General features: G+C 49.6%; 22 protein-coding genes and 1 other RNA gene. 13 read left to right on the forward strand and 10 right to left on the reverse strand.

Translation table 11 applies throughout. The features are described from left to right. Positions 1–58 precede the first annotated feature (58 nt). The 4 genes from FY046_RS17690 to FY046_RS17705 all read left to right on the forward strand — a co-directional run bounded on the left by FY046_RS17690 (position 59) and on the right by FY046_RS17705 (position 7,688). Complete coding sequence (locus FY046_RS17690; protein ID WP_446186327.1) at positions 59–3,208, forward strand: DEAD/DEAH box helicase; 3,150 nt, start codon at positions 59–61, stop codon at positions 3,206–3,208. Between the two features lie 281 nt (positions 3,209–3,489). Next, positions 3,490–4,722, forward strand: coding sequence for an ABC-three component system protein (locus FY046_RS17695; RefSeq protein ID WP_136374704.1), 1,233 nt, complete (start codon positions 3,490–3,492; stop codon positions 4,720–4,722). Further along, positions 4,712–5,377 (forward strand): ABC-three component system middle component 1, encoded by a 666-nt coding sequence (locus tag FY046_RS17700; protein ID WP_446186328.1) that lies wholly within the window; start codon positions 4,712–4,714, stop codon positions 5,375–5,377. Before FY046_RS17695 ends, FY046_RS17700 begins: the two co-directional genes overlap by 11 nt. Then, complete coding sequence (locus FY046_RS17705; RefSeq protein ID WP_446186329.1) at positions 5,352–7,688, forward strand: AAA family ATPase; 2,337 nt, start codon at positions 5,352–5,354, stop codon at positions 7,686–7,688. The genes FY046_RS17700 and FY046_RS17705 overlap by 26 nt, the downstream gene beginning before the upstream one ends. A 186-nt stretch (positions 7,689–7,874) precedes the next feature. On the opposite strand, the gene FY046_RS17710 is transcribed toward FY046_RS17705, so the two are convergent. The 3 genes from FY046_RS17710 to smpB form a co-directional block, all read right to left on the reverse strand. Then, positions 7,875–9,116: an integrase gene (locus tag FY046_RS17710; RefSeq protein WP_413453760.1), complete on the reverse strand. Its 1,242-nt coding sequence runs from the start codon at positions 9,114–9,116 to the stop codon at positions 7,875–7,877. 204 nt (positions 9,117–9,320) lie between these two features. Next, positions 9,321–9,684: a transfer-messenger RNA gene (gene ssrA / locus FY046_RS17715) on the reverse strand. Between the two features lie 49 nt (positions 9,685–9,733). Further along, positions 9,734–10,216, reverse strand: a complete 483-nt coding sequence (smpB, locus tag FY046_RS17720; RefSeq protein ID WP_133845816.1) for an SsrA-binding protein SmpB — start codon at positions 10,214–10,216, stop codon at positions 9,734–9,736. 159 nt (positions 10,217–10,375) lie between these two features. On the opposite strand from smpB, the gene FY046_RS17725 reads away from it, so the two are divergent. Together FY046_RS17725 and FY046_RS17730 are read left to right on the forward strand one after the other, a co-directional pair. Next, a complete protein-coding gene (locus FY046_RS17725; RefSeq protein ID WP_133845817.1) occupies positions 10,376–10,810 on the forward strand; it encodes a type II toxin-antitoxin system RatA family toxin in 435 nt (144 codons plus the stop codon). Beyond that, a complete protein-coding gene (locus FY046_RS17730) occupies positions 10,803–11,090 on the forward strand; it encodes an RnfH family protein (RefSeq protein ID WP_159338559.1) in 288 nt (95 codons plus the stop codon). The genes FY046_RS17725 and FY046_RS17730 overlap by 8 nt, the downstream gene beginning before the upstream one ends. Positions 11,091–11,132: 42 nt before the next feature. Here FY046_RS17730 and bamE read toward each other — a convergent pair whose 3' ends face one another. The 3 genes from bamE to nadK all read right to left on the reverse strand — a co-directional run bounded on the left by bamE (position 11,133) and on the right by nadK (position 14,290). After that, on the reverse strand, positions 11,133–11,480 hold the full coding sequence (gene bamE, locus FY046_RS17735) for an outer membrane protein assembly factor BamE (protein ID WP_133845819.1): 348 nt from the start codon (positions 11,478–11,480) through the stop codon (positions 11,133–11,135). Between the two features lie 183 nt (positions 11,481–11,663). Then, on the reverse strand, positions 11,664–13,325 hold the full coding sequence (recN, locus tag FY046_RS17740) for a DNA repair protein RecN (protein WP_133845820.1): 1,662 nt from the start codon (positions 13,323–13,325) through the stop codon (positions 11,664–11,666). An 86-nt stretch (positions 13,326–13,411) separates the two neighbouring features. Further along, the gene (gene nadK / locus FY046_RS17745) at positions 13,412–14,290 is read right to left on the reverse strand and encodes an NAD(+) kinase (protein ID WP_133845821.1); all 879 of its coding nucleotides are present in this window, start codon (positions 14,288–14,290) and stop codon (positions 13,412–13,414) included. A gap of 123 nt (positions 14,291–14,413) precedes the next feature. Here nadK and grpE point away from each other — a divergent pair, with 123 nt between their 5' ends. Then, a complete protein-coding gene (gene grpE, locus FY046_RS17750) occupies positions 14,414–14,995 on the forward strand; it encodes a nucleotide exchange factor GrpE (RefSeq protein WP_159338557.1) in 582 nt (193 codons plus the stop codon). A 90-nt stretch (positions 14,996–15,085) separates the two neighbouring features. On the opposite strand, the gene FY046_RS17755 is transcribed toward grpE, so the two are convergent. Beyond that, complete coding sequence (locus FY046_RS17755; RefSeq protein ID WP_339507024.1) at positions 15,086–16,651, reverse strand: methyl-accepting chemotaxis protein; 1,566 nt, start codon at positions 16,649–16,651, stop codon at positions 15,086–15,088. Positions 16,652–16,841: 190 nt separating this feature from the next. After that, complete coding sequence (gene ung / locus FY046_RS17760) at positions 16,842–17,525, reverse strand: uracil-DNA glycosylase (protein ID WP_446186330.1); 684 nt, start codon at positions 17,523–17,525, stop codon at positions 16,842–16,844. A 290-nt stretch (positions 17,526–17,815) separates the two neighbouring features. Between ung and grcA the strand changes: the two genes are divergently transcribed. Then, positions 17,816–18,199 carry an autonomous glycyl radical cofactor GrcA gene (gene grcA, locus FY046_RS17765; protein ID WP_133845825.1) on the forward strand — a complete coding sequence of 128 codons (384 nt, stop codon included), beginning with the start codon at positions 17,816–17,818 and terminating at the stop codon, positions 18,197–18,199. A gap of 229 nt (positions 18,200–18,428) precedes the next feature. On the opposite strand, the gene srmB is transcribed toward grcA, so the two are convergent. After that, entirely contained in the window at positions 18,429–19,757 is a 1,329-nt protein-coding gene (gene srmB / locus FY046_RS17770; protein ID WP_133845826.1) for an ATP-dependent RNA helicase SrmB, read from the reverse strand. 132 nt (positions 19,758–19,889) lie between these two features. Between srmB and trmN the strand changes: the two genes are divergently transcribed. Continuing rightward, a complete protein-coding gene (gene trmN / locus FY046_RS17775) occupies positions 19,890–20,627 on the forward strand; it encodes a tRNA(1)(Val) (adenine(37)-N(6))-methyltransferase TrmN (RefSeq protein WP_446186331.1) in 738 nt (245 codons plus the stop codon). Here trmN and nadB read toward each other — a convergent pair whose 3' ends face one another. After that, positions 20,628–22,229 carry an L-aspartate oxidase gene (nadB, locus tag FY046_RS17780; RefSeq protein WP_133845828.1) on the reverse strand — a complete coding sequence of 534 codons (1,602 nt, stop codon included), beginning with the start codon at positions 22,227–22,229 and terminating at the stop codon, positions 20,628–20,630. Between the two features lie 474 nt (positions 22,230–22,703). On the opposite strand from nadB, the gene rpoE reads away from it, so the two are divergent. Genes rpoE through rseC form a run of 4 tightly spaced genes read left to right on the forward strand, consistent with a single transcriptional unit; the run spans position 22,704 to position 25,376 of the window. Further along, on the forward strand, positions 22,704–23,279 hold the full coding sequence (gene rpoE, locus FY046_RS17785) for an RNA polymerase sigma factor RpoE (protein WP_062744587.1): 576 nt from the start codon (positions 22,704–22,706) through the stop codon (positions 23,277–23,279). Positions 23,280–23,308: 29 nt separating this feature from the next. Beyond that, positions 23,309–23,962, forward strand: coding sequence for an anti-sigma-E factor RseA (gene rseA / locus FY046_RS17790; RefSeq protein WP_133845829.1), 654 nt, complete (start codon positions 23,309–23,311; stop codon positions 23,960–23,962). Continuing rightward, the gene (gene rseB, locus FY046_RS17795; RefSeq protein WP_133845830.1) at positions 23,959–24,915 is read left to right on the forward strand and encodes a sigma-E factor regulatory protein RseB; all 957 of its coding nucleotides are present in this window, start codon (positions 23,959–23,961) and stop codon (positions 24,913–24,915) included. The genes rseA and rseB overlap by 4 nt, the downstream gene beginning before the upstream one ends. Beyond that, entirely contained in the window at positions 24,912–25,376 is a 465-nt protein-coding gene (gene rseC, locus FY046_RS17800) for a SoxR-reducing system protein RseC (protein ID WP_133845831.1), read from the forward strand. The genes rseB and rseC overlap by 4 nt, the downstream gene beginning before the upstream one ends. Positions 25,377–25,461: the final 85 nt, after the last annotated feature.

Genomic DNA, 25,461 nt, shown 5'->3' on the forward strand with positions numbered 1-25,461 from the left:
TCAACTTCTCCGCTCAGCACCCGACCTGCCCGAACTTAATGCGAGTCAGATACCGCAGTTGCTGACGCGGCATTACGCTGAACTTGTATCCGCGAGACTTAAGGGAAAAGAACAAATCGGGCCCGAAACGGAGCATTGGTCTCTCGATCGTATCGCTGATGCATATGAAATCATAGCTTCTCTCGAGGAGGATCCCGCTTTACGCCGAGCCTCAGCATTCGTGGCAGGTACAGCCCAACAGATTATTTCTAGGCGGTCCAGTGAGTCTGGAAATAGCGATGCGCCTCTCCTCGACCGTGATAGAGTGGATGCATCTATTGCTGCAGCCGTGCTTTTCCTTGCGGCTGAACAGTATGCAGATGCAAATGAGGCTGCGGCTGCAATCCCTGCTGGTAGAGGTCCAGTTGAAATAAAAGTCCTTGTGGATCATATTAGAGACCTTGTTCGCGGGCGCTTAGACTCGATCCTCAAGCGCGCAAATAGTTGGCGGTTGCTGAAGGCAGGTAAAGGAGCGATTCAAAGGCGGGCACTTCGGCTTCTTGCTGCCACTCTTTCTGAAGGCATCGAACTGTTAGCTGTAGACATGATGTCCGCGGAAATACCTGAAGCCGTACCGAAACGATTTAAGAACGCGCAAGAAGCATTTCGCTGCGTTATCGAATTATCATCCCAAACTAATTACAATCTAAGAGATTCGCTCGATGGTGAATTGCTAACAGTATATTCTGGACCGGCACATTTAGCTTCACTTCTGCTTTCTGCGGCAGATGCGATCGAAAAATCGGCTCTAACCAAGCTATCCCCACCAGATGGGGCTGATAATGCTATTTGGAAAAAGTGGCTAGGTATACGCGCTGTTGACATGCCTTTCGTTTGGCAGAATCATCGAGAAGCTATCAAAGAAGATTTCTATCAAACGGGCACATCAGCTGTCCTAGTCCTACCCACTGGCGCAGGGAAAACAACTGTCAGTGCGCTTAAGATTGCCGGAACACTCTCACGCGGTAAGAAAGTTATTTTCTTGGCTCCTACTCATGCTCTTGTGGAACAGTTAACTGAAGATCTTCAGGCGATCTTCCCACAGGATGAGTTTGGTCTCGAAGTATCTAGTGATTTTGATTCCTTACTTCTAGATGATGCCCAATTACAGGACATAGAGGTGATGACGCCTGAGCGGTGTCTAGCCATGCTGTCATTTTCAGCCACCTCATTTCAGAAAGTTGGCCTTCTCGTCTTTGACGAATGTCACCTTTTGAGCCCTCAGTCGGGAAAGATCGGTCGAGCTCTGGATGGAATGCTATGCCTGTTGGCGTTTAGCGCTGCATCCCCCAATGCAGATATGCTGTTCTTGTCGGCAATGCTTAAAAATGGTCCTCAATTTGCTGAATGGATTGCTGATCTGACTCATCGTCCATGTAAGTCAGTCGACTTACTTTGGAAGCCCAGTCGTCAGGCAAGAGGTGTTGTTGTCTATGAAGAGTGTGAAATCAATGAATCCATTAAGCGCGCCTTGAAGAAACAGAAGAATCTAAATGAAGAAAAAGGCAAAAAAGCAAAGACTTTGCGTGTAGGAGCGAAGCGTGAAATTCTGGGCAAGCCCTATGTTGTCTGGGGTTTACAACATAATTGGATATCCACACCCGATTCATTTGCGTTCACCTCTATCGCTAATGTTCCCCTGCAACTTGCTGGCGGCTTTGACAATGGAAGTGTTTGGGCGACTCCTAATGCCAATGGCATCGCTGCAAATATAGCAGTTAGTGCTAATAACAGCGGCCTCAAAACAATCGTTTTTGTTAACACAAAAGCTGACGCGATTGGGGTTGCCCGAAATATTGCTAGTGAGCTTGGGCAGGTCGTTGTTTTGAATGAAAGTGAGCGGGCTCTTTGGGAAGCGCTGGTACAGGAGTTAGGCGATTCAAAGCACTCTATTTTCGATGAGACGAATTTTGGTGCAGTTCCACATAATTCAACCATGCTTCGGCTAGAGCGTTCTCTTTCTGAGAAACTTTTTCGACGTATTGACGGCGCACGCGTGATTGTAGCTACGCCGACCCTTGCACAGGGACTAAATCTTCCCGCTCATTTGGCTATACTTGCTGGAGATAAACGAGCCGGTGAAAATCCAGGTGACCGCGAAGAACTTGAGGCCCATGAGTTATTAAATGCGGCAGCACGAGCAGGGCGGGCAGGACATCTTGCTAATGGTATTGTTATCCTTATTCCTGAACCTATAATCAAATTTATTCATAAAAAAACATTAAATGAGCCATTAAAGAAAAAGCTTGCATCAGTGCTGCCGGAGGATGATCGCTGCGTTGCCATAACAGATCCGTTGGGCATAGTTCTTGACCGGGTAATGGAGGGAGAGCTAAAAGATCGGGAAGTCACTTATACAATCAACCGACTCGCAGCTCTTACAGCTGCCGGTGCAGAAGTGATACCGCCAAACAATTTAATGTCACGATCGTTGAGTGCTTTCCTTGCCATCAAACATTCTGAACAAAAAGAATATAACGAAAAGGTCGAGGAACTTTGGCAGCAAACGAGGAAGGCAGTGGAAGACACTCCCGATGCTAAAGTTGTATTAATAGCTTCGCAAAGTGGCTTACCTCTTGATTTACTTGGGCGGCTTAGGGCTCGTCTGCTGGAAGAGAAAGGTTCTTTGTCCACCACAATTGAAGGCTGGATTGATTGGACGATCGATTGGCTTAAAGATGACTCGAGCGCGCGCGAATATCTATTACGAGATGTATATCGCTCTGCGAACGCGGCCGTAGGAAAATCAGTCACATATCCTGTAAATTCTGCTGTTCTCAGTGCTCTTACTCCAGGTTTAAAGGCATGGGTTACCGGCAAACCACTTAACGCTATAGAAATAAGCCTTGGTGGCGATCCAAATGGTAAGTCCGAAACTGTGAAAATGTGCCCGCGAGCCCGTGAACTTATTTCAACTTTCATTCCAAGAGGCCTGTCTTTTATCATGGGTGTGGTAGCTAGAATGACTGAAGAGCTAGATTTGGCTTCAAGCCAAGAAGATCTTAATGAATCCCTCTTGCAAAGTCTTTCAGCCGCAGTGAGGCGTGGTTTTGATATGGTTGAGAAACTTGAGTTTTCCTACGCAAACAAGAATATCTTGAGCCGTGTCCAATTGCATAAAATTTTTAATGAGCGTCAGACGCACTCTGATTTTGATGATATTATTTGAATGTGCTGATTTAAATAGATTTTTCTTTGCCTCGCTATCAGGCTTTTCGATACAGGGCTCCACGTTGGGAAGTGGTTGATGATGATAGTGATGAGCAAAAAAATTAAGAAGGGAGGATGTGTTCAAGCAGAATTTCACCGAGTTGACTTTTATGAGGGGGAAGGCGCTGATATGGAACATTTCCTCAACTGAGTTTCGGGATTAGATGCGTCGAATAAGGTTTATGCGATTACGCCGAGACTAAATTCAATAGAAGTAAAATAATTGGCGAGGTGAGCAATGTGAGTAATGCACAGGTTGAAAAATATCCTGCTACCGCTGTATCTACATGGAGCGGGTACGTTTACCAAGGAAAAGTTGCGCTCTACCACTGCCTCAAGCTAATAAGTCAAGGCGATGTAGATTTTGAGCTCCAATTGGACAGTAGTGACGATTTTGCTATTTATAAACACGGTACTTTAGTTAGCGCTCATCAAGTAAAGGCTAAGATTAGTAGTTACCGTAGCGGCTATGCTGAAGCTTTGGAAAAATCTGCAGCTATCGAATTTGACAGAACCGTGGGGATTTCTCGTTATTTTCATGTTTCCGTGCCGTTAAACGATACTAGCGATTATACTGGAACAAATGGAGAAAACGTCCAATTCTACGTCTATGGTAAGAATAAGTATTGTGGTTTGGGCGAAATCGAAAAATTGACAAAAGAGCTTATCACGCAGATCTGTATCAGCAAATCAGTTACTCTAAGTGAGAATCTTTTACATTATAACTACTGCCTCCTCTCCGAAAAAATTAGTTCCAAAGCAGTAGCAATACACCGCTTAGTTCAAGATGATCGTAAAAAAGCCAACAAAGCTGCTTACGAAAGCAGGATTGTTGCGCAGCTTTTATTAGATGACATATTGATCCGGAATCCTTATAACAGCACTGAGTACTATGCTGTTGATCTGAAGGCTAGGCTACACAGCTACCTTGAAGATAGACTTGACCAAGCATTGCCTAGTATGAGTGATAAAACGTATGCCAGAGCTCGGCGTCTCTTCGAGCACATTCGGATTACGGAGACCAGTGAAATGAAGACGCTCTGTCAATTAATGAAGCCTTCTGAGCGATTTTCAAGCCTTCAAAAAGCAGATATTAGGCGTTATTCCGGGCTGATTGAAGCCATGAATATTGAGCCCATTCTAAAATTATTTCCTCACTACTTAGATGGTGAAAAAAAGTTTTATCTTCCTACTGCCCTTGACCTGCCTTTGATTGATGACCGAGAAGGTTGTACGTCTGATTTGGTGGGAGAAATGGAAAGCAACGGGGAACTTCGTAAACTGCTATTCGAGTACAACCATCTAATTGCATGCAGGTCTTGTGAGTCTTTTACGATTAATACCAAATACACCGATTCAGATGATCTAAGCGATCAGGAGGTTAAAGATCGCATCGATAGTAATTTCACTAAATCATTTTGCCTAAGCATAATGAGTAAAGAAGACGCAGAGGCTAGACTGAATGATAAATAAAATTATTGATGAGGCATTAATCGCTCATGATTTCAAAAAAGAGCATGAGACAGAACTGACGGGATTCTACATTCGTGAATTCGGTTCTGCTATCAGGTTTGCGATCTTACATAGGTTGGATGAGCTTACGAACCCTGCAGCATTAAATGCCGTTATCAACCAATCGGTGCCAGAGTCTTTTATTAATCATCCAACCTTTAAAAAGAACTGCGATCTTATCTGTGTTCACCGTCTAAAAAAATTAGCAGAGTTCAAAGACTTCGAGGAACAAATATTCGCAATTGAAGAAGACCCTCACTTTTTCAAAAAATATATTCTGTACTATAGCGATACCGAAGAAACCGCAATTCAAGATTATTCATTTGAAAAGCTAGCGGCCACGATATCGGACAAGAGTCAGTTCATTAATTATAAGAGTGAACCACTGGCTGCAACACAATACAGTGTAGCTGCAAAGATTTTCATCAAACTTCCATTTCTCGAACTTCCATTCACAAGAGAGAAACTCGTCTCCTTGCGCCTACAGGCTAGTGAAGCTGTCGCAGAAGAGGGATTAGTGGAAATATATGAAATTATTCAGAAGCTTACTACAAATAATGCCGACGAAATTATCAAGGAGTTGATTAACAATGAGTTGGAAAATAATCCGAATTGAAATTTCTTGCTTTAAAGCGTTTAAGCACATCGATCTAGATTTAGGCACTTCTTCTCTATTGACTCTAGATGGGCCAAATGGATACGGTAAGACTAGTATTTTCGATGCGGTCGAGTTGCTGCTTACAGGCCAGATAAAGAGAATAGACAATCTTTTCTCGACATTAATGACAAAAAGTAAAACAAATTATGATGATAATCTGTTCTGGAATATTCGTTCAGGTAAGAAAGATCTATCGATAAAAATCGAATTTTCAGACGGCGAACGCAAGTTAGTGTTAGCTAGACATACGCCTCGTAAGACGTTCGAAACTAAAGCGAACAACCGTGCTGATAAATTTAAACACTTTTTACTTTATGAATTGCCAGATTTTGACTCTAAAGCCTATATAGAATCCAATAAACGTAATGACGAGTTTCTTGATGATATTTTTGGGAGAAATTTTAGGGAGAATTTCTCATTTTTGAATTATTTAGAACAAGGGCAAAATAAGCTGCTTCATACTCGTGTAGATGAGCGTAAAGATAAGCTAGGGAGCTTATTTAATATTAGTGATATCGCCGCTGAAATTGAAAACTGCCGATCTGTTTCGGCAAAAATCACCAAGTATTTAGGCGATGAGAAACGCAATGCAGACCAGGATTCCCTTAACAACGAGTGCACTACCTTGCGTGCAATGGTTCAAGCAGATTTAGGAAGAGTTGAATATAAAAAAGTATCGACTGCTGAGTATGAACCCGCTTGGGATAAGGAGAATGTCTTTCCTACATATGCTCAAGACTTTCACACTCAATTATTGGATTCAATACGCAAACTAAGCGACCTTCTTGCTCAGAAAGCAGCTATTCGTATCAGGGCTAATAATGAAACTATAGAAGCTGATGTTAATACGCACATGGAGTTACTTAATAGCTTGGCTCGTATGGGGGCGGATATCAACAAGCTTGAAGAGCTGGAAGAATCGAAAAAGGAACTCGATCAACACACCACAGCTAAAGCCATCATCAAAATGGGAGCTTCAGTCATTACGGTTGAGCAGGCACGTACGTTGAAGGGGTGGCTGCCGAATCGGCTTGAGTGGTTTGAAACGAAGATTACTGAACGTAATGGTCTTCAAAAAGAAAATACAATCAATGATAGCGCTGCAGCCGAATTATCTCGCTTGAAGCAACAACTAATTGATGAACACGCTAAGCTTTACCCGGAAGACCAGCTTTGCCCATTATGCGGTAACAACTGGCAAACCCACCAGTTGATGCTCAAAGCCATTGAGGAAAGAGCCCAGATAATTGCTGATACCTTGGGCACTGATGGTAAAAAATTAGTAAGTTTGATTACATCGATGACCTCTGAACTCGCCATCATTGAGGCAGGCATTGCGGAGCGTGAAGCGATCTTGAAGCTTAAGTTCGACGACACGCTGTATAAAACTTTGACAGCAGCTAAACCACGTTTAGTCGCAATCCAGCAACTAGCTGAACGGCTCACAGCCGAGGGTATTCAAATCACATACACTTTCAGCAACGACAAAACAGTTGTTGAAGCTAGGCTAGAAGAGTTATGCAATTTGATGCGTGCTAAGAAAACAGACGAGATGTTTGCTTTACCCGAAGACTGGCACCAGACCATCCATGCGGTGTTCAAGGATATACAGGACTTCTACATCTGCGTACCACAAGATTTAAAAGATAAAGAGTTATATATCAAGATAAAGGCTAATGAAGCGCAAAGTGGAAGGCTTAAAAAATGCTTGGAAGATCTCCAAAAAATTCAACGCGAGAACGCAGCAGCAGAAAAAGCCAAAGATAAGGTCAACAAGCTGCGTGCGACTTTAGTCAAAGCGGAGCAAAAATATGCTGATCAGACCATTTCGGAAATTGAGCTTATTTTCCATATCTACAGTGGGCGACTTATCCAGAACTACCAGCGAGGTCTTGGATTGTTCATTGAGAGTCGAGATGGCAAGCAACTAAGGTTCCTGACAGCGGAAAAGTCAGACCATGATGCAGTTATGTCGATGAGTACAGGTCAAGTCTCAGCACTTAGCCTTGCCTTCTTCCTGTCGCTCAATAAAGTTTATGCAGATGTACCGCTTATTCTCATTGACGACCCCTCTCAGTCTCTGGATGAGGTGAACATAGCATCACTGACCGACTTGCTTCGCTGTGAGCTAAAACATTGCCAGCTCATCGTGTCGTCACATGAGGAAGATATTTCAGCATACATGCGATACCGTTTTAATCGAGCAGGATTGGCAACTAATTCTCTCAACATGCAACGATTAGCAAAAGAAGCGCAGTTTCGTTCATAACTAGAGCTTTATTTGCATGGCGATCAGGAATAGAACCATTCAACTACTTTACCAAGAGTATGTGATTTGGCACTAATTACTAACTACCTGCGTTTTTTCTAATGCATCTGTGGCACATCTGTAACTGCTTAATAGGCTTTTACTTGTACCATTTGATATACCAGCTCAAATTTGAGCTGGTATATCTCATCCGATAAGTCGCATTCCTTTCATGCCACCCCCAATCATACTTCCATTATCAGCAGCTTTAACAAAGTCAGCCCACCACTGCATCATTGGCCGTCGCTGCTCAAGGTAATCGCTGCGGTTATACGCACGACGTACTTCATTCTTATCCACATGGGCAAGTGCTGCCTCAATAACATCAGGCGGAAAGCCTTGTTCATTAAGTGCCGTACTGGCAATTGATCTAAGCCCATGCGAAACAAGCACACCACCAAAACCTGCACGTTTCAGTGAAGCGTTTACGGTTTGGCTATTCATTGGCTGGTTGGGCTTGATACGACTAGGGAAGATAAATTCCCGGTTGCCGCTTAACGACTTCATCAACTCCAGAACAGCCACTGCTTCATCTGACAAGGGAACAGTATGGTCACGGTTCATTTTCATCCGTGATGCGGGGATTTTCCATTCTCGCGCTTCCAGATCCACTTCATCCCAGCGAGCCTCAGCTGCTTCGGCTGGGCGAGTGATTGTAAGAAGCTGCCACATGAACAAGCATCGTGTTGACTGGATAATGTTGGCGGTACGCATAGTCTGCATGAGTTGAGGTAACTGATCCGGGCGGATGCTTGGCATGTTCTTCTTCTGAGGCTTTTCAAAGGCTTTGCCAATATTGACGCTAGGAACCGCATCAATTAGGCCAGTATTTTGAGCATAAACCATGACCTCATTGATTCGTTGGCACAGGCGTCGGACGGTTTCAAGCGCTCCTCTGGCCTGAACCGGTTGAACGGCCTGAACCAAAGTATGAGCTTTAATATCTGTAACGATGACGTCACCAATCGCAGGAAAGATATCTCTCTCAAGAGAGCGCCAGATATCTTCTGCATAGTCCTCGGTCACACTGGCTTTCTTTACATTCCACCAACGTTCAGCAACGAGCTGGAAAGTATTGGTTTTAGCTTCAAGCGAACTGCGCAGTTGTTCTTGTTGATGCTCCTGAGGATCGATCTGTTTCGTCAGAAGAGAACGAGACTCTGCACGATAGTTTCGGGCATCAGCAAGGGTAACTGACGGGTAGGGGCCAATACTCTTCTTTGCACGTTTCTTGGTGACAGGACGAATGTAGCGAAACTGCCATATTTTGCTGCCGGTGGATTTGATGAGTAGCTCAAGGCCATCGCCATCGTAGAGAACGTAGTCCGCTTCCTTGGGTTTGGCGGATTCGATTTCTTTGACGGATAAAGGTTTGGTTTGTCTTGCCATTGCCGGGTTTCCATAGTTTTAGGCACCTCAAAAACAATAATGCTTTATGAGGTGCCTAACAAGGTGCCTAAAAGGTTCGGATTTAATTAGTTTGCTTCAGACTTCCCGGGACAAATCTCAGGCACAAAAAAGCCCGCAGGGCTTGCGCCATGCGGGCTATTTAGACTTTATCGGATGACTCTGGTAATCATCGATTGAAGATTTTGGTGGAGCTGGCGGGAGTTGAACCCGCGTCCAGAATTACTACACCGTCGGCACTACATGCTTAGTCCATCTTTACATTCGCCGGTCAGCTGCGAACGGACACGCCACTGACAAACTAGCCTGATTAGATTTTAGCGCTTCAACCCCAGGCAAGGTATTCACGCGAGTTCTTTTAGGTTTGACCTCTCTTGATCCCCGTCTTAAGAACGGAAGCTAGGGAGAGAGGGCTCTAAGCAGGTTATTAAGCTGCTAGTGCGTAGTTTTCGTCGTTTGCAACTATTTTTTTGCGGCTTTTTACGAGGCAAACCGCCCCTCGGCATGCTCCTAGGGCTTTGCAAATCCTGTCGAATCCAGAATCAGCCCCAAGTACTGTTTCGCAGTATATCAGAAAAACCTGTCGTTGTACCAGTAGGTTAGCGATTAGCGTGCTTCATGATACGTGCTTTGTCTTGTTTCCACTCACGATCTTTAATGTCATCGCGCTTGTCGTGCTCTTTCTTACCTTTCGCCACGCCGATCTTCAGCTTGGCCCAGGCATTCTTCCAGTACATCGACAGTGCAACGATAGTAAAACCATCCCGATTGGCTTTACCAATCAGGCTATCCAGCTCGCGCTTTTTCAGCAGCAGCTTACGGCTGCGCGTGGGATCGCAAACATAATGCGATGAGGCGACGCTCAGAGGCTGGAAAGTTGACCCGAACAGGTAGGCTTCGCCATCGCGTAGCATGATGTAGCTATCACTGATGTTGGCCTTACCGGCGCGGAGAGATTTGACTTCCCATCCCTGGAGCGAAAGCCCGGCTTCGAACTCTTCTTCGATGAAGTATTCGTGGCGGGCGCGCTTGTTCATGGCAATGGTCGCGGAACCGGGTTTATGTGCTTTTTTCTTTGTCATAGTGCCACTTAGTGTACATGAAGCAGTGATTAATGGCATCCCCTGTAGCGCCAGGCATGGGGGAAAAGCCTATTCTAGCAGATGGTTAGCAGGAGAGAATTTTTGTTTGATTGCCGGCGATGGTATTATTGGTATGTTTAGAAAATGACAGGAATCGATATGTCCCAGATTAGTCGTTCGGCGCTGGTGCCGTACAGTGCGGAACAAATGTACCGCTTAGTGAATGATGTTGACAGTTATCCGCAGTTTTTACCGGGGTGCACCGGTAGCCGGGTGCTGGATGCCAGTTCTGATCAAATGACGGCCTCGGTGGATGTCTCTAAAGCTGGAATCAGTAAGACATTTGTCACGCGTAACACGCTGACGGATAACCAAAGCATCCATATGCAACTCGTTGACGGCCCGTTCCGCAAACTGAGCGGCGGCTGGCGCTTTACGGCGTTGAGCGATGAAGCCTGCAAAGTGGAGTTAAATCTGGATTTCGAGTTCACCAATATGCTGGTCGAACTGGCTTTTGGCCGTATTTTTAAAGAGCTGGCCAGCAGCATGGTACAGGCTTTCACCCAGCGGGCGAAAGAGGTGTACAGTGCCTGATATCGCTGTTGAAGTGGTGTATGCATTGCCAGATAAACAGTACCTTTACAGCGTAAAGGTCGAAGAGGGCAGCACCGTTGAGCAGGCCATTGTCGCTTCTGGTCTGCTGGCTCTGCGCAGCGATATTGATTTGCAGGAAAACAAAGTAGGCATCTTCAGTCGCGCGGTGAAACTGCATGATGTGGTACAGAGCGGCGATCGTATTGAAATCTATCGTCCGCTGATCGCCGACCCTAAAGATCTTCGTCGTCAGCGTGCTGAACGCGCGGCAAAAAAATAAGGCGCAATCTGCGCCTTATCTTGTTGAGCTCACAACCTGCTTTTAGCCTGCGTTAGCAGACAGAGCAGCTTTGTTATCAATGTTAGTCAGTGTGCCGCTCTGATCGAAGGTCAGGGTCAGTGTCTGCTGCTTCACCGCCTCGTGGCCTGGCTGCTGGCGGAACACGTAATACCAGACGTTGCTGCCAAACGGATCATGCATCATCGGCGTACCCAGGGTATAGGCAACCTGCTGCTGGGTCATCCCCGTATGAATTTTAGCAACATCGTTCGCAACCAGGTAGTTGCCCTGGTTGATATCCGGGCGGTAAACCACGCGCTCCAGAGTGGAACAACCCGCGGTCATCATCAGAAGAACCACCGCAGCAGCAGTCAGCGTTTTACAGCGCATAATCAATGTTTATTCCTTTGTGGCTATATTCGTTTCCCCTGAAACCGCAGCTCCGGGTCTTTCGGGTTTATCAGTGTGCAATGATGATACCAGCGTAACTTGCCGATGATAATAAACCTTTCCGCAGTTTAAAACCTCTGCGAAGCAACGATATGACCACAATCCGGTAAAAAAGTGCAATCTTCACGCGGCTAAAAGTTCTTTTGCGTTCGCCAGCGTGTTGCGTGTGACTTCGCTGCCACCCAGCAGGCGCGCCAGTTCTTGCAGGCGTGCACGCTTGTCCAGGGGCTTCATATGCGTCTCTGTCATCGCGCCATCGGTCTCTTTGCTGACATAGAAATGCTGATGACCACAGCCAGCGACCTGCGGCAGATGCGTCACGCACATAACCTGCGTGGACTCACCCAACTGACGCAGCATTTTACCGACTACCGCGGCGGTGGGTCCGCTGATACCGACATCCACTTCATCGAAAATCAACGCCGGTGTGTCCATCTTACGTGCAGTAATGACCTGAATCGCTAACGCAATACGTGACAGTTCCCCGCCGGAAGCGACCTTCGCTAACGGTTGAACCGGCTGGCCAGGGTTGGTGCTGACGCGGAAATCAATGCGGTCAGCGCCTTCCGCAGTCAAATGCTCGGGGTTGAACTGGATATCAATTGTAAAGCGCCCGTGGGGCATCGACAGCATATGCATACTTTCGGTAATTAACCCGGTAAGCTCATCAGCAAAGTGAACCCGGCGCTCATGCAACTGCCGTGCGCAGTTGAGGGCAGCATCGTAATGAAGGCTGACGGCCTGGCTCAATTCATCCTGGTCGCTTTCCTGCTGATCCAACAACAACTGTTCAGCGAGTAGCTGCTGGTAGAAAGTCGGCAGTTCTTCAGGAGCGATGTGGTGCTTACGCCCGAGGCCGATCTGGCGTGACAGCCGTTGTTCCAGTTCATGCAGACGGTTGGGATCGAGATCCAGCCGATCGCAATAATGGCGCAGTTCATCACTGGCCTCGCTGATCTGGATTGCGGCTTCTTCCAGCATGGCAAAGACGCCGCTGAGCTTATCATCCATCTCAATCAGTTCTGCCATCAGCTGGCGTGCGTTATACAGCTGGCTTTGCAGATTGTTATCGTCGCCATCAGCCAGCATCAGCAGAGTCTGCTGGCTGGTGGAGAGGAGCTGACCGCTGTTCGCGAGACGTTTGTACTCTTCATCAATCTGCTCATATTCACCGCTGACCGGGGCGAACTCATTCAGCTCTTTGAGCTGATACTGCAACAGTTCACGACGGGCTTCACGCTCCTGTGACTGTTGCTGATGCTGGGCAAGGGTGCGACAGCTCTGATGCCACTGGCGATAGTGTTGCGCCATGTTTTGCATCAGCAACGGTTCGCCCGCATAGGCATCCAGCAGATTTTTTTGATGTTCAGGTTTGAGCAGGAGCTGGTGAGCATGTTGGCCGTGGATCTGAATCAGCGCCTGGCCGAGATCGCGCAGCTGTGAAAGAGGCACGGCGGTGCCGTTGATAAAGCCACGCGAACGCCCATCGCTGCTGATCACCCGGCGCAGCAGACATTCATTGCCGTCGTCGAGTTGATTGTCGGTTAACCAGCGCTGGGCTGAGGGGGTATCTTTCAGCGAGAATCGCGCACAGATGTCGGCGCGTGCCGCACCCTGGCGCACCATATCTGCATCGGCCCGGCCCCCCAGGCATAAACCTAGCGCATCGATAGCGATGGATTTACCTGCGCCGGTCTCACCGGTAATGGCCGTCATTCCGCGCTGAAAGTCGATCTCCAGCTCACGTACAATCGCGAAGTTACTGATGGTCAGTTGTGCCAGCATGATGGTGTTCCTGTATGAAAACACAGATATGGTTTTTCATACAGTATATACTGGTTTTATAAACAGTAAACCCGCTGGCAGCAGTTTTAGAATAATTTTTTTGACCAACCCAGCTTTGAGCTTAGCGTGTTGAAATAATTGTAATTTTTAGGGTGTATCAAGTTGAGGTGGTAATCACTTCGCCGGATTAATACATCTTCACCCTGTTGAATGGGGAGTGCTATCTGGCTGTCACAACTGATCTCCAGATCGCTGCGCATATGAGAAAAACGCAGACGAATCGTACTGCTGCTATTGATCACCAGCGGGCGAGCCGAGAGGGTATGGGGGAACATCGGTACCACGGCGATAGCATCCAGCGATGGCGTCAGAATAGGGCCACCTGCTGACAGTGAATAAGCCGTCGACCCGGTCGGCGTCGATATGATCAAGCCATCCGAACGCTGTGAAAACGCGAAATTTTCATCAATGTACACTTCGAATTCGATCATATGTGCCACTTTACCCGGGTGCAGCACCACTTCATTGATAGCCGTACCAATACGCGGGCTGCCGGACTGGCGGCAGACCTGAGCTTCCAGCAGGAAGCGGCTCTCGATGAAGTATTCTCCTTCCAGCACGTCAGCGAGTTGCTGCTGAGCGTTATCAGGATCGAGATCGGTGAGAAACCCGAGATTGCCGCGATTAATCCCGATGACCTTAATATCGTAACGTGCCAGCACCCTTGCTGCGCCCAGCATATTCCCGTCACCGCCTACCACCACCGCCAGGTCGGCCTTGCGGCCAATCTCTGCCAGCGTTCCGGTCTGCACGCCTTCCAGTTTTAACTCACGCGCAATCTGCTGCTCAATAATCACCTGATAGCCTCTCGCTGTCAGCCAGCGATAGAGCATCTCGTGGGTGGTTAGTGCAGTGGGATGGCGTGGATGGCCGACGATCCCGATGCAGTTGAAGTGGTTATTCATGTTCCTGGCATTCCTCACGAGGTAAACTCCCCCGACAATGTGACTGGTTCCCTTGAAACCGCGATTCTGATCCCCATAATAAGCGAACCAGCGAGATGAATATGCACAAACGCGGAGAAATTCATGAGTAGTAAAGAACAGAACACACCTAACGAGCAAGTCTCAGACGAAATTGAGATGGAGCAGGCGCAAACCCAGGACGCGGAGACAGCAGAAGTGGTGGACCCGCGGGATGAGCGTATTGCACAACTGGAAGCCCAACTGGCGGAGTCACTGGGCGGTGTGCGTGACGCACAGCTTCGTGCTCAGGCTGAGATCGAAAACATCCGTCGCCGTAGTGAACTGGATGTGGAAAAAGCGCACAAATTTGCGCTGGAAAAATTTGCCAACGAGCTGTTGCCAGTGATTGATAGCCTGGAACGCGCGCTGGAAGTGGCGGATAAATCCAATCCTGAGTTGGCCGCTATGATTGAAGGCATCGAACTGACCATGAAATCCCTGCTGGGCGCTGTGCGCAAGTTTGGCGTGGAAGTGGTGGGGGATATCAACGTGCCGTTCAACCCGGAAGTCCATCAGGCAATGTCTATGATGGAATCTGAAGACGTTGCGCCAAATCATGTGCTGATGGTGATGCAGCGTGGCTATACCCTGAACGGTCGCCTGCTGCGCCCGGCGATGGTTGCAGTATCGAAAGCTAAAAATTAATTGCTGTAGGGGGGGACCTTTTTTTCCGGTCGCCCCTGTGTCTGCCTGTTTAAAATAGCCGCCTAGTGCGGCTATTTTTTTGCCGGTGAATTAGTGGTAAGCGGGTTCATTCACCTTAAACACGCGTATTGCCAGAGACAGTTGTTCGGCCTGTTCCTGCATTGACTGGGCTGCCGCTGCCGACTGATTCACCAGCGCCGCATTCTGCTGAGTCACCTGATCCATCTGCGTGATGGCCATGTTGATCTCATCAATGCCGCTGCTTTGCTCGGCGCTGGCGATAGTAATCTCACCGATAATTCCGGTCACGTTTTTCACGCTGCTGAGGACGTCGTCCATGGTCAGCCCGGCTTTTGCGACCTGGCGGCCACCTTCATCCACCCGTGCAACAGAATCCTGAATCAGCTGTGCAATCTCTTTGGCAGCAGATGCCGAGCGCTGTGCCAGGCTGCGAACCTCTGAAGCCACAACGGCAAAACCACGCCCTTGCTCACCTGCACGGGCGGCTTCTACCGCCGCATTCAGCGCCAGGATATTGGTCTGGAAGGCAATACCGTCAATCACACTGATAATATCGACGATTTTCTTCGATGATCCGTTGATCATTTCCATCGTGCTGACCACCTGCTTCACCGCATCGCCGCTTTGTACCGCCACCAGAGAGGCCTGAGCGGCTAACTGGTTGGCCTGGCGAGCGTTATCGGCGTTTTGTTTCACCGTGGCGGTAATCTGCTCCATCGCAGAGGCGGTTTCTTCGAGGGAGCTGGCCTGTTGCTCAGTGCGTGAGGAGAGATCCATATTACCCGCTGAAATCTCACTGGATGCCGTGGCAATCAGGTCCGTACCGGAACGGACTTCGTTAACAATTTTTAGCAGATTGTCATTCATATTTTTCAGCGCCAGCATCAACTGACCGGTTTCATCCGTCGAGTTGACATGAATGGTGGTGCGCAGATCGCCAGCGGCAACATTTTCAGCAATGCCGACGGCTTCACGCAGCGGGCGCACAATCGAACGGGTTAAGAAGAAGCCGAGCAGCATCGCCGCAGCGATAGCCAGTAGCGAGAAAATCAGCGTGATGTGAATGGCGGTGGTGCCATCACTGACGGCATTGGCTCCTTCAGCCTGCAACTGTGAGGACTGTGAATCCGCAAAACTCACCACTATATCGAGAAACGCATTCTGCGAGGTGGTGATTTTTCGCAGTACATATTCCGTGGCCGGCGCAACATCTCCTGCACGGATGAGGGTCAGCAGTTCTTGTTTATCACTCTCAAAACGCTGGGCGGCATCTTTGACGTCCTGGATTTTTTTAATCCCCATCTCAGTGCTTTGCAACTGTGCGATTTTTTCAATCGCCGCATTGGTTTTCTGCGTCGCGCCATCGAGCTGCTTAAACCGTTTGACGTTACTGTCCGGACGGGCAATATCCAGAACCATACCGCGCAAATATTTAATCTGTTCGTTGACGCCATCGCGTACATCAAATGCCAGCCGGACTTTGATATAACGATCGCTGACGATACTGTCTACCGCCTGATTAATGTTGCCAATTTTGAGTGTTGCTGTGGCACTAACGATAATCAATAACAGTATCACCAGGCCGAAGGCGGCGCCCAGACGGACACCTACTTTCATATTCTTCATGGATAACATCCGTTCTTCTCCCCTGAATGGACCAGCCAATCTTGGGCGCATGAATATGCACCCTGAAGCCGATCAGATCGGCAGGGAGAGGGAAATCTTGATAAAAAATTGTGACGAAAATCGCATTATTACGTGTGGGAATGTAAATGAACGGGATGCCCGTGCCTGGCAGGGGGTTGATACCCCCTGATAATCGAGCTTACTCGGAAGGTAAGTGCGGAACCCAGTCAATGGGGGTTTCGCCGTGCTCACTGAGCCACTGATTGGTTTTCGAAAAATGGGCAGAGCCGAAGAAACCGCGATGCGCAGAGAGCGGGGAAGGGTGGGGGGCTTGTAGTACGTGATGGCGGTTACGGTCAATAATCGCGCCCTTTTTCTGCGCGTGAGAGCCCCACAGCAGAAATATCACGCCCTCACGATGCTGATTAATGGCCGCAATCACATTATCCGTAAAGGTTTCCCAGCCGAATTTAGCATGTGAATGTGCCTGGCCCGCTTCCACGGTTAGTACGGTGTTGAGCAGCATCACGCCCTGACGTGCCCAGCTTTCGAGAAAGCCGTGTTTTGGTCGCTCAAAACCAGGAATATCCGTGACCAGTTCTTTATACATATTCACCAGTGAAGGGGGCACCGCAACACCAGGCAGAACGGAGAACGCCAGCCCATGTGCCTGATTCGGACCGTGGTAGGGGTCCTGACCTAAAATCACCACTTTCACTTCGCCCAGTTCAGTGAGACGAAATGCGTTAAAAACGTCTTTATGCGGTGGATAGACGGTCTTACCGGCTGCGCGCTCTGCCGCGACTTTTGCCAGTGTTTCCCTGAAATAAGGCTTCTCTTTTTCCTCGGCCAGCACGTCGTGCCAGGTCATGGTATTGACCATTACCGTCTCCTTCTCATCATCAAAGTGCGTAGCTTATCGCGCTTTGCCACAAGGTAATACTTAAAATAAAGTTGAAAATTTGCAAAAAAAGAAGAATTTTTTGATTTGATAAAATTGATATAAAACAGAAAGTTGCTGTTTTCAGGCTTTAAATTCCTCCTCGCAGGTTGATTTGTATCAAGGAGACACCATTCTGGTGCTGGTATACAGATCCCAGAAGATCACGGTTTTTTTCATCAACCTGGCGCTGGAAATGAGAGCAGCGCCGTATTGCCTGGGAGGCGACTCACATGATTACCGGAATTCAAATTACTCAAGCATCCAACAGTGCATTACTGAATTCATTCTGGCTGCTGGACAGTGATAAAGCGGAAGCGCGTTGCGTTTGTGCCAAAGCAGGTTATAGCGAAGATCAGATCGTGCCAGTCAGCGAGCTTGGCCAGATCGAATATCGTGAAATTCCACTGGAAATGAAACCGCAGGTGCGCGTGGAAGGCGGCCAGCATCTGAACGTGAACGTCCTGAGCCGTGAAACGCTGGAAGAAGCCGTAAAAAACCCGGAAAAATACCCACAGCTGACTATCCGTGTTTCGGGCTATGCCGTGCGTTTTAACTCATTGACGCCAGAACAGCAGCGAGATGTGATTACCCGTACCTTTACTGAAAGCCTGTAAGCCTGAACGGGGTACGATAAAAGGGCCGGGGGTGAAAAATACACCTTCGGTCCTTTTTTATTAACATCATGATTACATTGTGCAGAATCTGTTTTTAACAGGCCGGGGATCTAACGAAAATTATTCATTTGTATTAGAACGTGAGTTTTCTTGCTCTGACCCCTGTTTCTGTCAATTTCAGGCAATAAAAAACCGCCCCAATAAGGCGGTTTTTTGTCATGCAGTGTGATTATTCAGCACTGTCAGTTTTTGCTGCTGTTGGCTTACGACGTTTACCCACATTTTTGGCATCGCGATGACGCTCTTTAACGCGCGGCTTCTCTTCCTGCTTCTCTTTATCTTTTAACTGCTTGCGCTTGGCTAACACTTTCTTCGAGGGTTTGCCTTGCAGCTTTTCGCTGGGTGCGCGCGTGACCGGGCGCAGTTCATCAACGGTGCGCGCTTTCAGCGGCTCCTTGATGTAACGAATGATTCTGCCCAGCAGCATGTTGTCGTGCGCTTCAACCAGTGAAATAGCGATACCTTTTTTGCCTGCACGGCCGGTACGGCCAATGCGGTGCAGGTAGGTGTCGGCGGTCACTGGCATATCGAAGTTAAACACGTGGCTGACATCGTCGATGTCGATGCCGCGTGCAGCAATATCGGTTGCGACCAGGACGTTTACACGACCTTCAGCCACACGTTTAATCGCTTCGTTGCGCTTCGCCTGAACCAGTTCCCCTTCCAGATAGCTGGTGTTAATGCCTGCTTCACGCAGCCAGCCACACAGCTCGTGCACACGCTCACGTTTACGCACGAAGACCACTGAACGGGTCACTTCCGGCTGTTTCATCAGGTGGATCAGCAGCGCAGTTTTGTGTTTGATATCATCCGCGCGGTAGTACCACTGCTGGATTTTCTTACGCTCACGGCGCGCCGGGTCGGCTTCAATTTCAATCGGCTCGTTCAGAATGCGCTCGGCGAAATCTTTGATCGCTTCGCCTTCCAGCGTGGCGGAGAACAGCAAAGTCTGCTTACGCCAGCGGGTTTCAGCCGCAATGGTTTCGATATCCTGAGCAAAGCCCATATCCAGCATGCGGTCGGCTTCATCGAGAACCAGCGTTTCAACTGCACGGCAGTCAAAATTCTCTTCTTTAATGTATTGCAGCAGACGCCCGGTAGTCGCTACCACGATGTCCTGGTTTTCACTGAACACTTCGGCATGGTTCATAAACGCAACGCCACCCGTGATAGTGGCAATATCCAGATGCGTATGTTTGGCCATTTCACGCGCCTGGTCTGCAACCTGCATCGCCAGTTCGCGCGTTGGGGTCAGGATTAAAATGCGTGGCGGGCCAGACTTCTTACGCGGGAAGTCGAGCAGATGCTGTAATGCGGGCAGCAGGTAGGCCGCAGTCTTGCCTGTACCGGTTGGTGCCGAACCCAGAACGTCGCGACCCTCCAGTGCTGCCGGAATAGCTTCTGCCTGTATGGCAGTAGGACGCGTGTAGCCTTTCTCCTGCAGGGCTTGCAGTAGGCTCTCGTCTAGTTCGAGTTCGGAAAAAGTGGTTACAGTCATGGTCTACCTCAGTTTGGGGCGCTGATTATAGACAGATTGAACACGATCTTCATCTGTTTGTGTGGAGTTAATGACTTTTCCTTCGTCACAGTTTGTCCTATGCTAGCGCCGTTTCCCTTTCAGGTCAGTCAAATGTCACAACAGAAAGCCATTCTCCGCGCCAACGGATTCACCTTCAAACAGTTTTTTGTCGCCCACGATCGCTGTGCCATGAAAGTCGGCACCGATGGTGTGCTGCTCGGTGCATGGACCCCTGTCGCGAATGTACAGCGAGTGCTGGATATCGGCACGGGCAGCGGCTTGATCGCGTTGATGATGGCGCAGAGAACGGCAGAGTCAGTGAACATTGATGCCGTTGAACTGGATGAAATGGCGGCCGCGCAGGCGCAGGAAAATGTGGCGGCCTCGCCCTGGTCGGGAAGAGTGCATGTGCACCAGGCCGATATTGTCGAATGGTCTCAGCGCTGCGATCAGCGTTATTCGCTTATCGTCAGTAACCCCCCTTATTTTTCACCGGGGTCGGAATGTGCATCGCCTGAGCGGGCTTCGGCGCGCTATACCACCGATCTGACGCATGATGTGCTGTTGGTGTGCGCGGAAAACTTGATCGCGGAAGAGGGCTTCTTCTGTGTGATCCTGCCGGAGTCGGCGGGAAGTAAGTTGGTTGAGTTGGCTTTACAGCGCGGCTGGCATCTGCGTTTTCGCACTGATGTTGCCGATAATGATACCCGGCCGCCCAATCGGGTGCTGCTGGCGTTATCACCCAAGCCGGGCGAGCAATTACTGGATCGCATGACGATACGCGGGCCGGACCATCAGTATTCCGATGCTCACTGCAGCCTGACCCGCGATTTCTATCTGTTCCGCTAATCAGGGCGCCAGAATCGTTGGTAACGCCTCGCCCAGGGCTTCCGGATAGTCGAGGGTGTAATGCAGGCCCCGGCTCTCTTTACGTGCCATTGCACAGCGTACCATCAGCTCAGCGACCTGCACCAGGTTACGCAGCTCCAGCAGGTTGTTGGAAATGCGAAAATGGGCGTAATACTCGTCAATTTCCTGTTGTAGCGTCGTGATGCGGCGCAGCGCGCGCTCCAGCCGTTTCGTGGTGCGTACAATCCCCATGTAGTCCCACATAAATAACCGCAGTTCATGCCAGTTGTGCTGGATGACCACGCGCTCATCGGAATCATCCACGCGGCTTTCATCCCACGCGGGCAGGCCCTCGACCCTCTCAACAGCAGGCAGGCGCTGATTGATGTCTTCTGCCGCAGACCAACCGTACACCAGGCACTCCAGCAGCGAGTTCGATGCCAGGCGGTTGGCGCCATGCAGCCCGGTATAACTGACCTCTCCAATAGCATAAAGTCCGTTAAGGTCGGTACGCCCTTGCTGGTCGACCATGACACCGCCGCAGGTGTAGTGCGCTGCCGGAACAATCGGGATCGGCTGTGTGGTGAGATCAATGCCCAGTGTCAGCAGTTTCTCGTAGATCATCGGGAAGTGCGCGCGCACGAACTCCGGCGGCTGGTGGCTGATATCCAGGTACATGCAGTCAGCGCCAAGGCGTTTCATTTCGTGGTCAATGGCGCGTGCCACAATATCGCGTGGCGCCAGTTCGCCTCGTTCATCGAAGTCGGGCATAAATCGGCTGCCATCCGGGCGTTTTAACACCGCGCCTTCTCCACGCAGTGCCTCGGTCAGCAAGAAGTTACGTGCATCCGGGTGGAACAGGCAGGTCGGATGGAACTGGTTGAATTCGAGATTAGCGACCCGACAGCCCGCGCGCCATGCCATCGCAATACCGTCCCCGGAGGCCACATCTGGGTTGGTGGTGTACTGATAGACTTTTGCTGCCCCCCCGGTGGCCAGTACCACGGCACGTGCACGGCAGGTTTCTACGGCTTCTCGTTGACGGTTCCAGATGTAAGCGCCCACCACGCGGCGCTCGCCAGGCAGGCCGATTTTATCGGAGACGATCAGGTCAACAGCATTACCGCGCTCAATCAGGGTAATGTTTGGGTGACTTAACGCCTGGCTGACCAGCGTGTTTTCCACGGCTTTCCCGGTGGCATCCGCGCTGTGCAGAATGCGACGATGGCTGTGACCGCCTTCACGCGTCAGGTGATAGCGTTCTTCGCTGTCCACCGGGGTTTCTTTATCGAACAGCATGCCGTTATCAATCAACCACTGCACACAATGGCGTGCATTACTGGCGATAAACGAGACGGCCTCGCGATCGCACAGGCCGCCCCCTGCAATCAGCGTATCTTCAACGTGCGACTCAATGCTGTCTGTTTCATCAAACACGGCGGCAATCCCGCCCTGGGCATAAAACGTTGAGCCTTCACTGACCGGACCTTTACTCAGTACGGTGACCTGATGTTTCTCTGCCAGGCGTAATGCCAGTGATAAGCCCGCCGCGCCACTACCAATAATCAACACATCACAGCTGTAATCGGAAGAAAGAGTCATGTTGTTTAATTTACTAAACAGATTGTTTGTTGAGCATAGCACTCACTTATCCAGGCAAAAAGGCTTTTTATTGGCCCCTCTCCACAGTGGGAGCTAAATCAAAAATTGAACAAGCCTCACGGCGTTGGTGACATCACGTAAATGCACCAGGCAGGCTTTACTCTGGCGAACTGTCACGTGTTGACGTGATTATAAGGTGAAAAAACTGGCTTCTTGCGTTACTCTGCGGGCGTCATCAGGCTCCTGAGCGATGATGTTCCGGGAGTGAGAGAGAGGCAGTGGCCCACAGGTCAGCGAGAATGCATAAAAACGCGTGCTGGTTTGTCGATGTCCCCTGATGGCACAACAAATATAATGGCGTAATGGAACTTTTCCGATGAATGCGACTCAGACTGGATGCTTGTTCATAATGATTGAGTTATTGCTGGAAGTGCGATTACGCGTGGAGACAAGTTTGGGGAGATCTTACCTCGGATGAGCGAGCAGCTAACGGATCAGGTCCTCGTTGAACGAGTGCAGAAGGGAGATCAGAAGTCATTTAACTTACTGGTAGTTCGCTATCAGCATAAAGTGGCCAGTCTGGTTTCCCGCTATGTGCCGTCAGGGGATGTGCCTGATGTAGTGCAAGAGTCGTTTATTAAAGCCTATCGTGCGCTGGAATCTTTTCGGGGCGACAGTGCTTTTTATACCTGGCTCTACCGGATTGCCGTCAATACGGCCAAAAATTACCTGGTTGCTCAGGGACGTCGTCCACCATCGAGCGATGTGGACGCTATCGACGCCGAGAATTTTGAAAGTGCGGGAGCGCTGAAAGAAATTTCGAACCCTGAGAACTTAATGTTGTCGGAAGAATTGAGACAGATAGTTTTTCGTACCATCGAGATGTTACCCGAAGACTTGCGTATGGCAATCACCTTACGTGAACTCGATGGCCTGAGCTACGAAGAGATAGCTGTGATCATGGATTGCCCGGTCGGTACGGTTCGTTCACGTATTTTCCGCGCCCGTGAAGCTATTGATAATAAAATTCAACCGCTTATCCAACGCTAGCGATAGCGACACAGGAAGGGTATTGAGGCATGCAGAAAGAACAACTTTCCGCTCTTATGGACGGTGAAACGCTGGACAATGAATTGATGTCTGCGTTGTCTAAAGACGTTGTGCTGCAAAAAGACTGGGAAAGCTATCATCTGATTCGCGACACACTGCGCGGCGATGTCCCACAACTGCTTGATTTTGATATTTCTGCCCGTGTGATGGCAGCGATTGAGAATGAGCCAGCAAAAAATATTACGCATCTGATTCCGGAAGAACAGCCTGTGCCGGCACAGGTCGCAGCCATGCCATTTTGGGCGAAACTGCGTCCATGGGCGGCTCAGATTACTCAGGTGGGCCTGGCTGCCTGCGTTTCACTGGCGGTGATCGTCGGTGTGCAGCAGTACAACAAACCGGCTGATGTCCAGTCCCCAGATTCTCCGGTATTCAATACGTTGCCGATGATGGGGCAAGCCTCTCCGGTCAGCCTCGGTGTGCCAGCGGACAACGCCAGTACGCAGCTTAATGCGAATCAGCAGGTGCAGGATCAACGTCGCCGCGTTAACGCGCTATTGCAGGATTACGAACTGCAACGTCGTCTGCATGCTGAGCAGTTACAGTTTGAGCAAAGCCCTGATCAACAGGCTGCTGCTCAGGTTCCAGGTACTCAGTCGTTAGGAATGCAACCGCAGCAATGAAGCCGTTTTGGTGCGCCGCCAGTTTTATCGCTGGCTGCCTGATTTACTCCTCTGTCGCCCCGGCCGCGTCAACGCCCTCCGGGGCGTTGTTACATCAGATGGAACAGGCCAGTCAGTCTCTCAGCTATGAACTCGCCTATATCAACGTATCGCGACTGGGCATCGAGTCACTACGCTACCGTCATTCCATCATCAACAACAAAAGCTATGCGCAGTTGCTTCAGATGGATGGCCCGCGCCGCGAGATTATCCAGCGTGGCAATGAGGTCAGCTATTTTGAATCGGGCCTTGAGCCGTTCACCATGACGGGGGATCATATTGTCGATTCGCTGCCTGCGCTGGTGTATGCAGATTTCGACCGTCTGGCTGAAACCTACGATTTTGTTTCCGTTGGACGCACGCGTATTGCCGATCAGCTGTGTGAAGTGATTCGCATCGTCCCTCGTGATGGCACTCGTTACAGTTATATCGTCTGGTTGGACAGCGAAACGAAACTGCCTTTGCGGGTTGATCTCCTCGATCGTGATGGCGAGACACTCGAACAGTATCGGGTGGTCAGTTTCGCGGTGGATGACGGCGTTCGCAATATCATGCAGGGGTTGGAAAGCGCCAAGCTTCCTCCGGTGTTATCTGTCCCTACGTCAAATGCCGTGACATTTAACTGGAAAGCGGGTTGGCTGCCAGCAGGGATGAAGGAAGTGGCGAAAAGCCGCCGTCAGCTTCCCTCACTTGACCGTCCGGTTGAAACCATCCTCTTTACTGATGGCCTGTTTAGCTTCTCCATTAACGTGACGCTTGCCGATAAAACCAGTTCGCCACAGCAATTGCGCACTGGTCGTCGTACGGTCCAAACTGAAGTGCGTAATAATGCGGAGATCACGGTAGTGGGTGAACTGCCACCGGCTACCGCTAAACGTATTGCTGATAGTGTCACTTTAGGGGCCGCGCCATGATGAGAGAATGGGCAACGGTAGTGTCGTGGCAGAATGGTATTGCCACGCTGCACTCCGAAATCAAAACATCCTGTAGCAGCTGCTCGGCACGCAAAGGCTGCGGCAGTCACATGCTGGATAAGCTCGGGCCGAAGAACGCGCATGTGATGAAAATCGCCAGTGCGCAGCCGCTTACCCCCGGCCAGCGTATCGAACTGGGCATTGCTGAAACCAGCCTGCTCAGCTCGGCGTTTCTGGTTTACATGACCCCGCTGATCGGGCTTTTTGTCCTGGCCGGTGTGTTTCAGATGTTGTTTCACAGCGATCTGGCGGCTGCCTGCGGTGCGCTGCTGGGCGGCGTGGGCGGGTTTATTATTGCAAAAGGTATCTCCGGAATATTGGGCCGTTCTGCCTCTTTCCAGCCGGTGATCCTCAGCGTGGCATTGCCACCTGACGCTATTCACGTCAGTACCGATGCCTGACCCGCGAAAAGACGGTTGGCTGTATTCCCTCGCCAACCGCCTTATTTCACCTCGTCATCTTCCCTGTTTCCCGTTCGATATGGTC

The sequence above is a fragment of the Erwinia sp. 1181_3 genome (assembly GCF_052824965.1).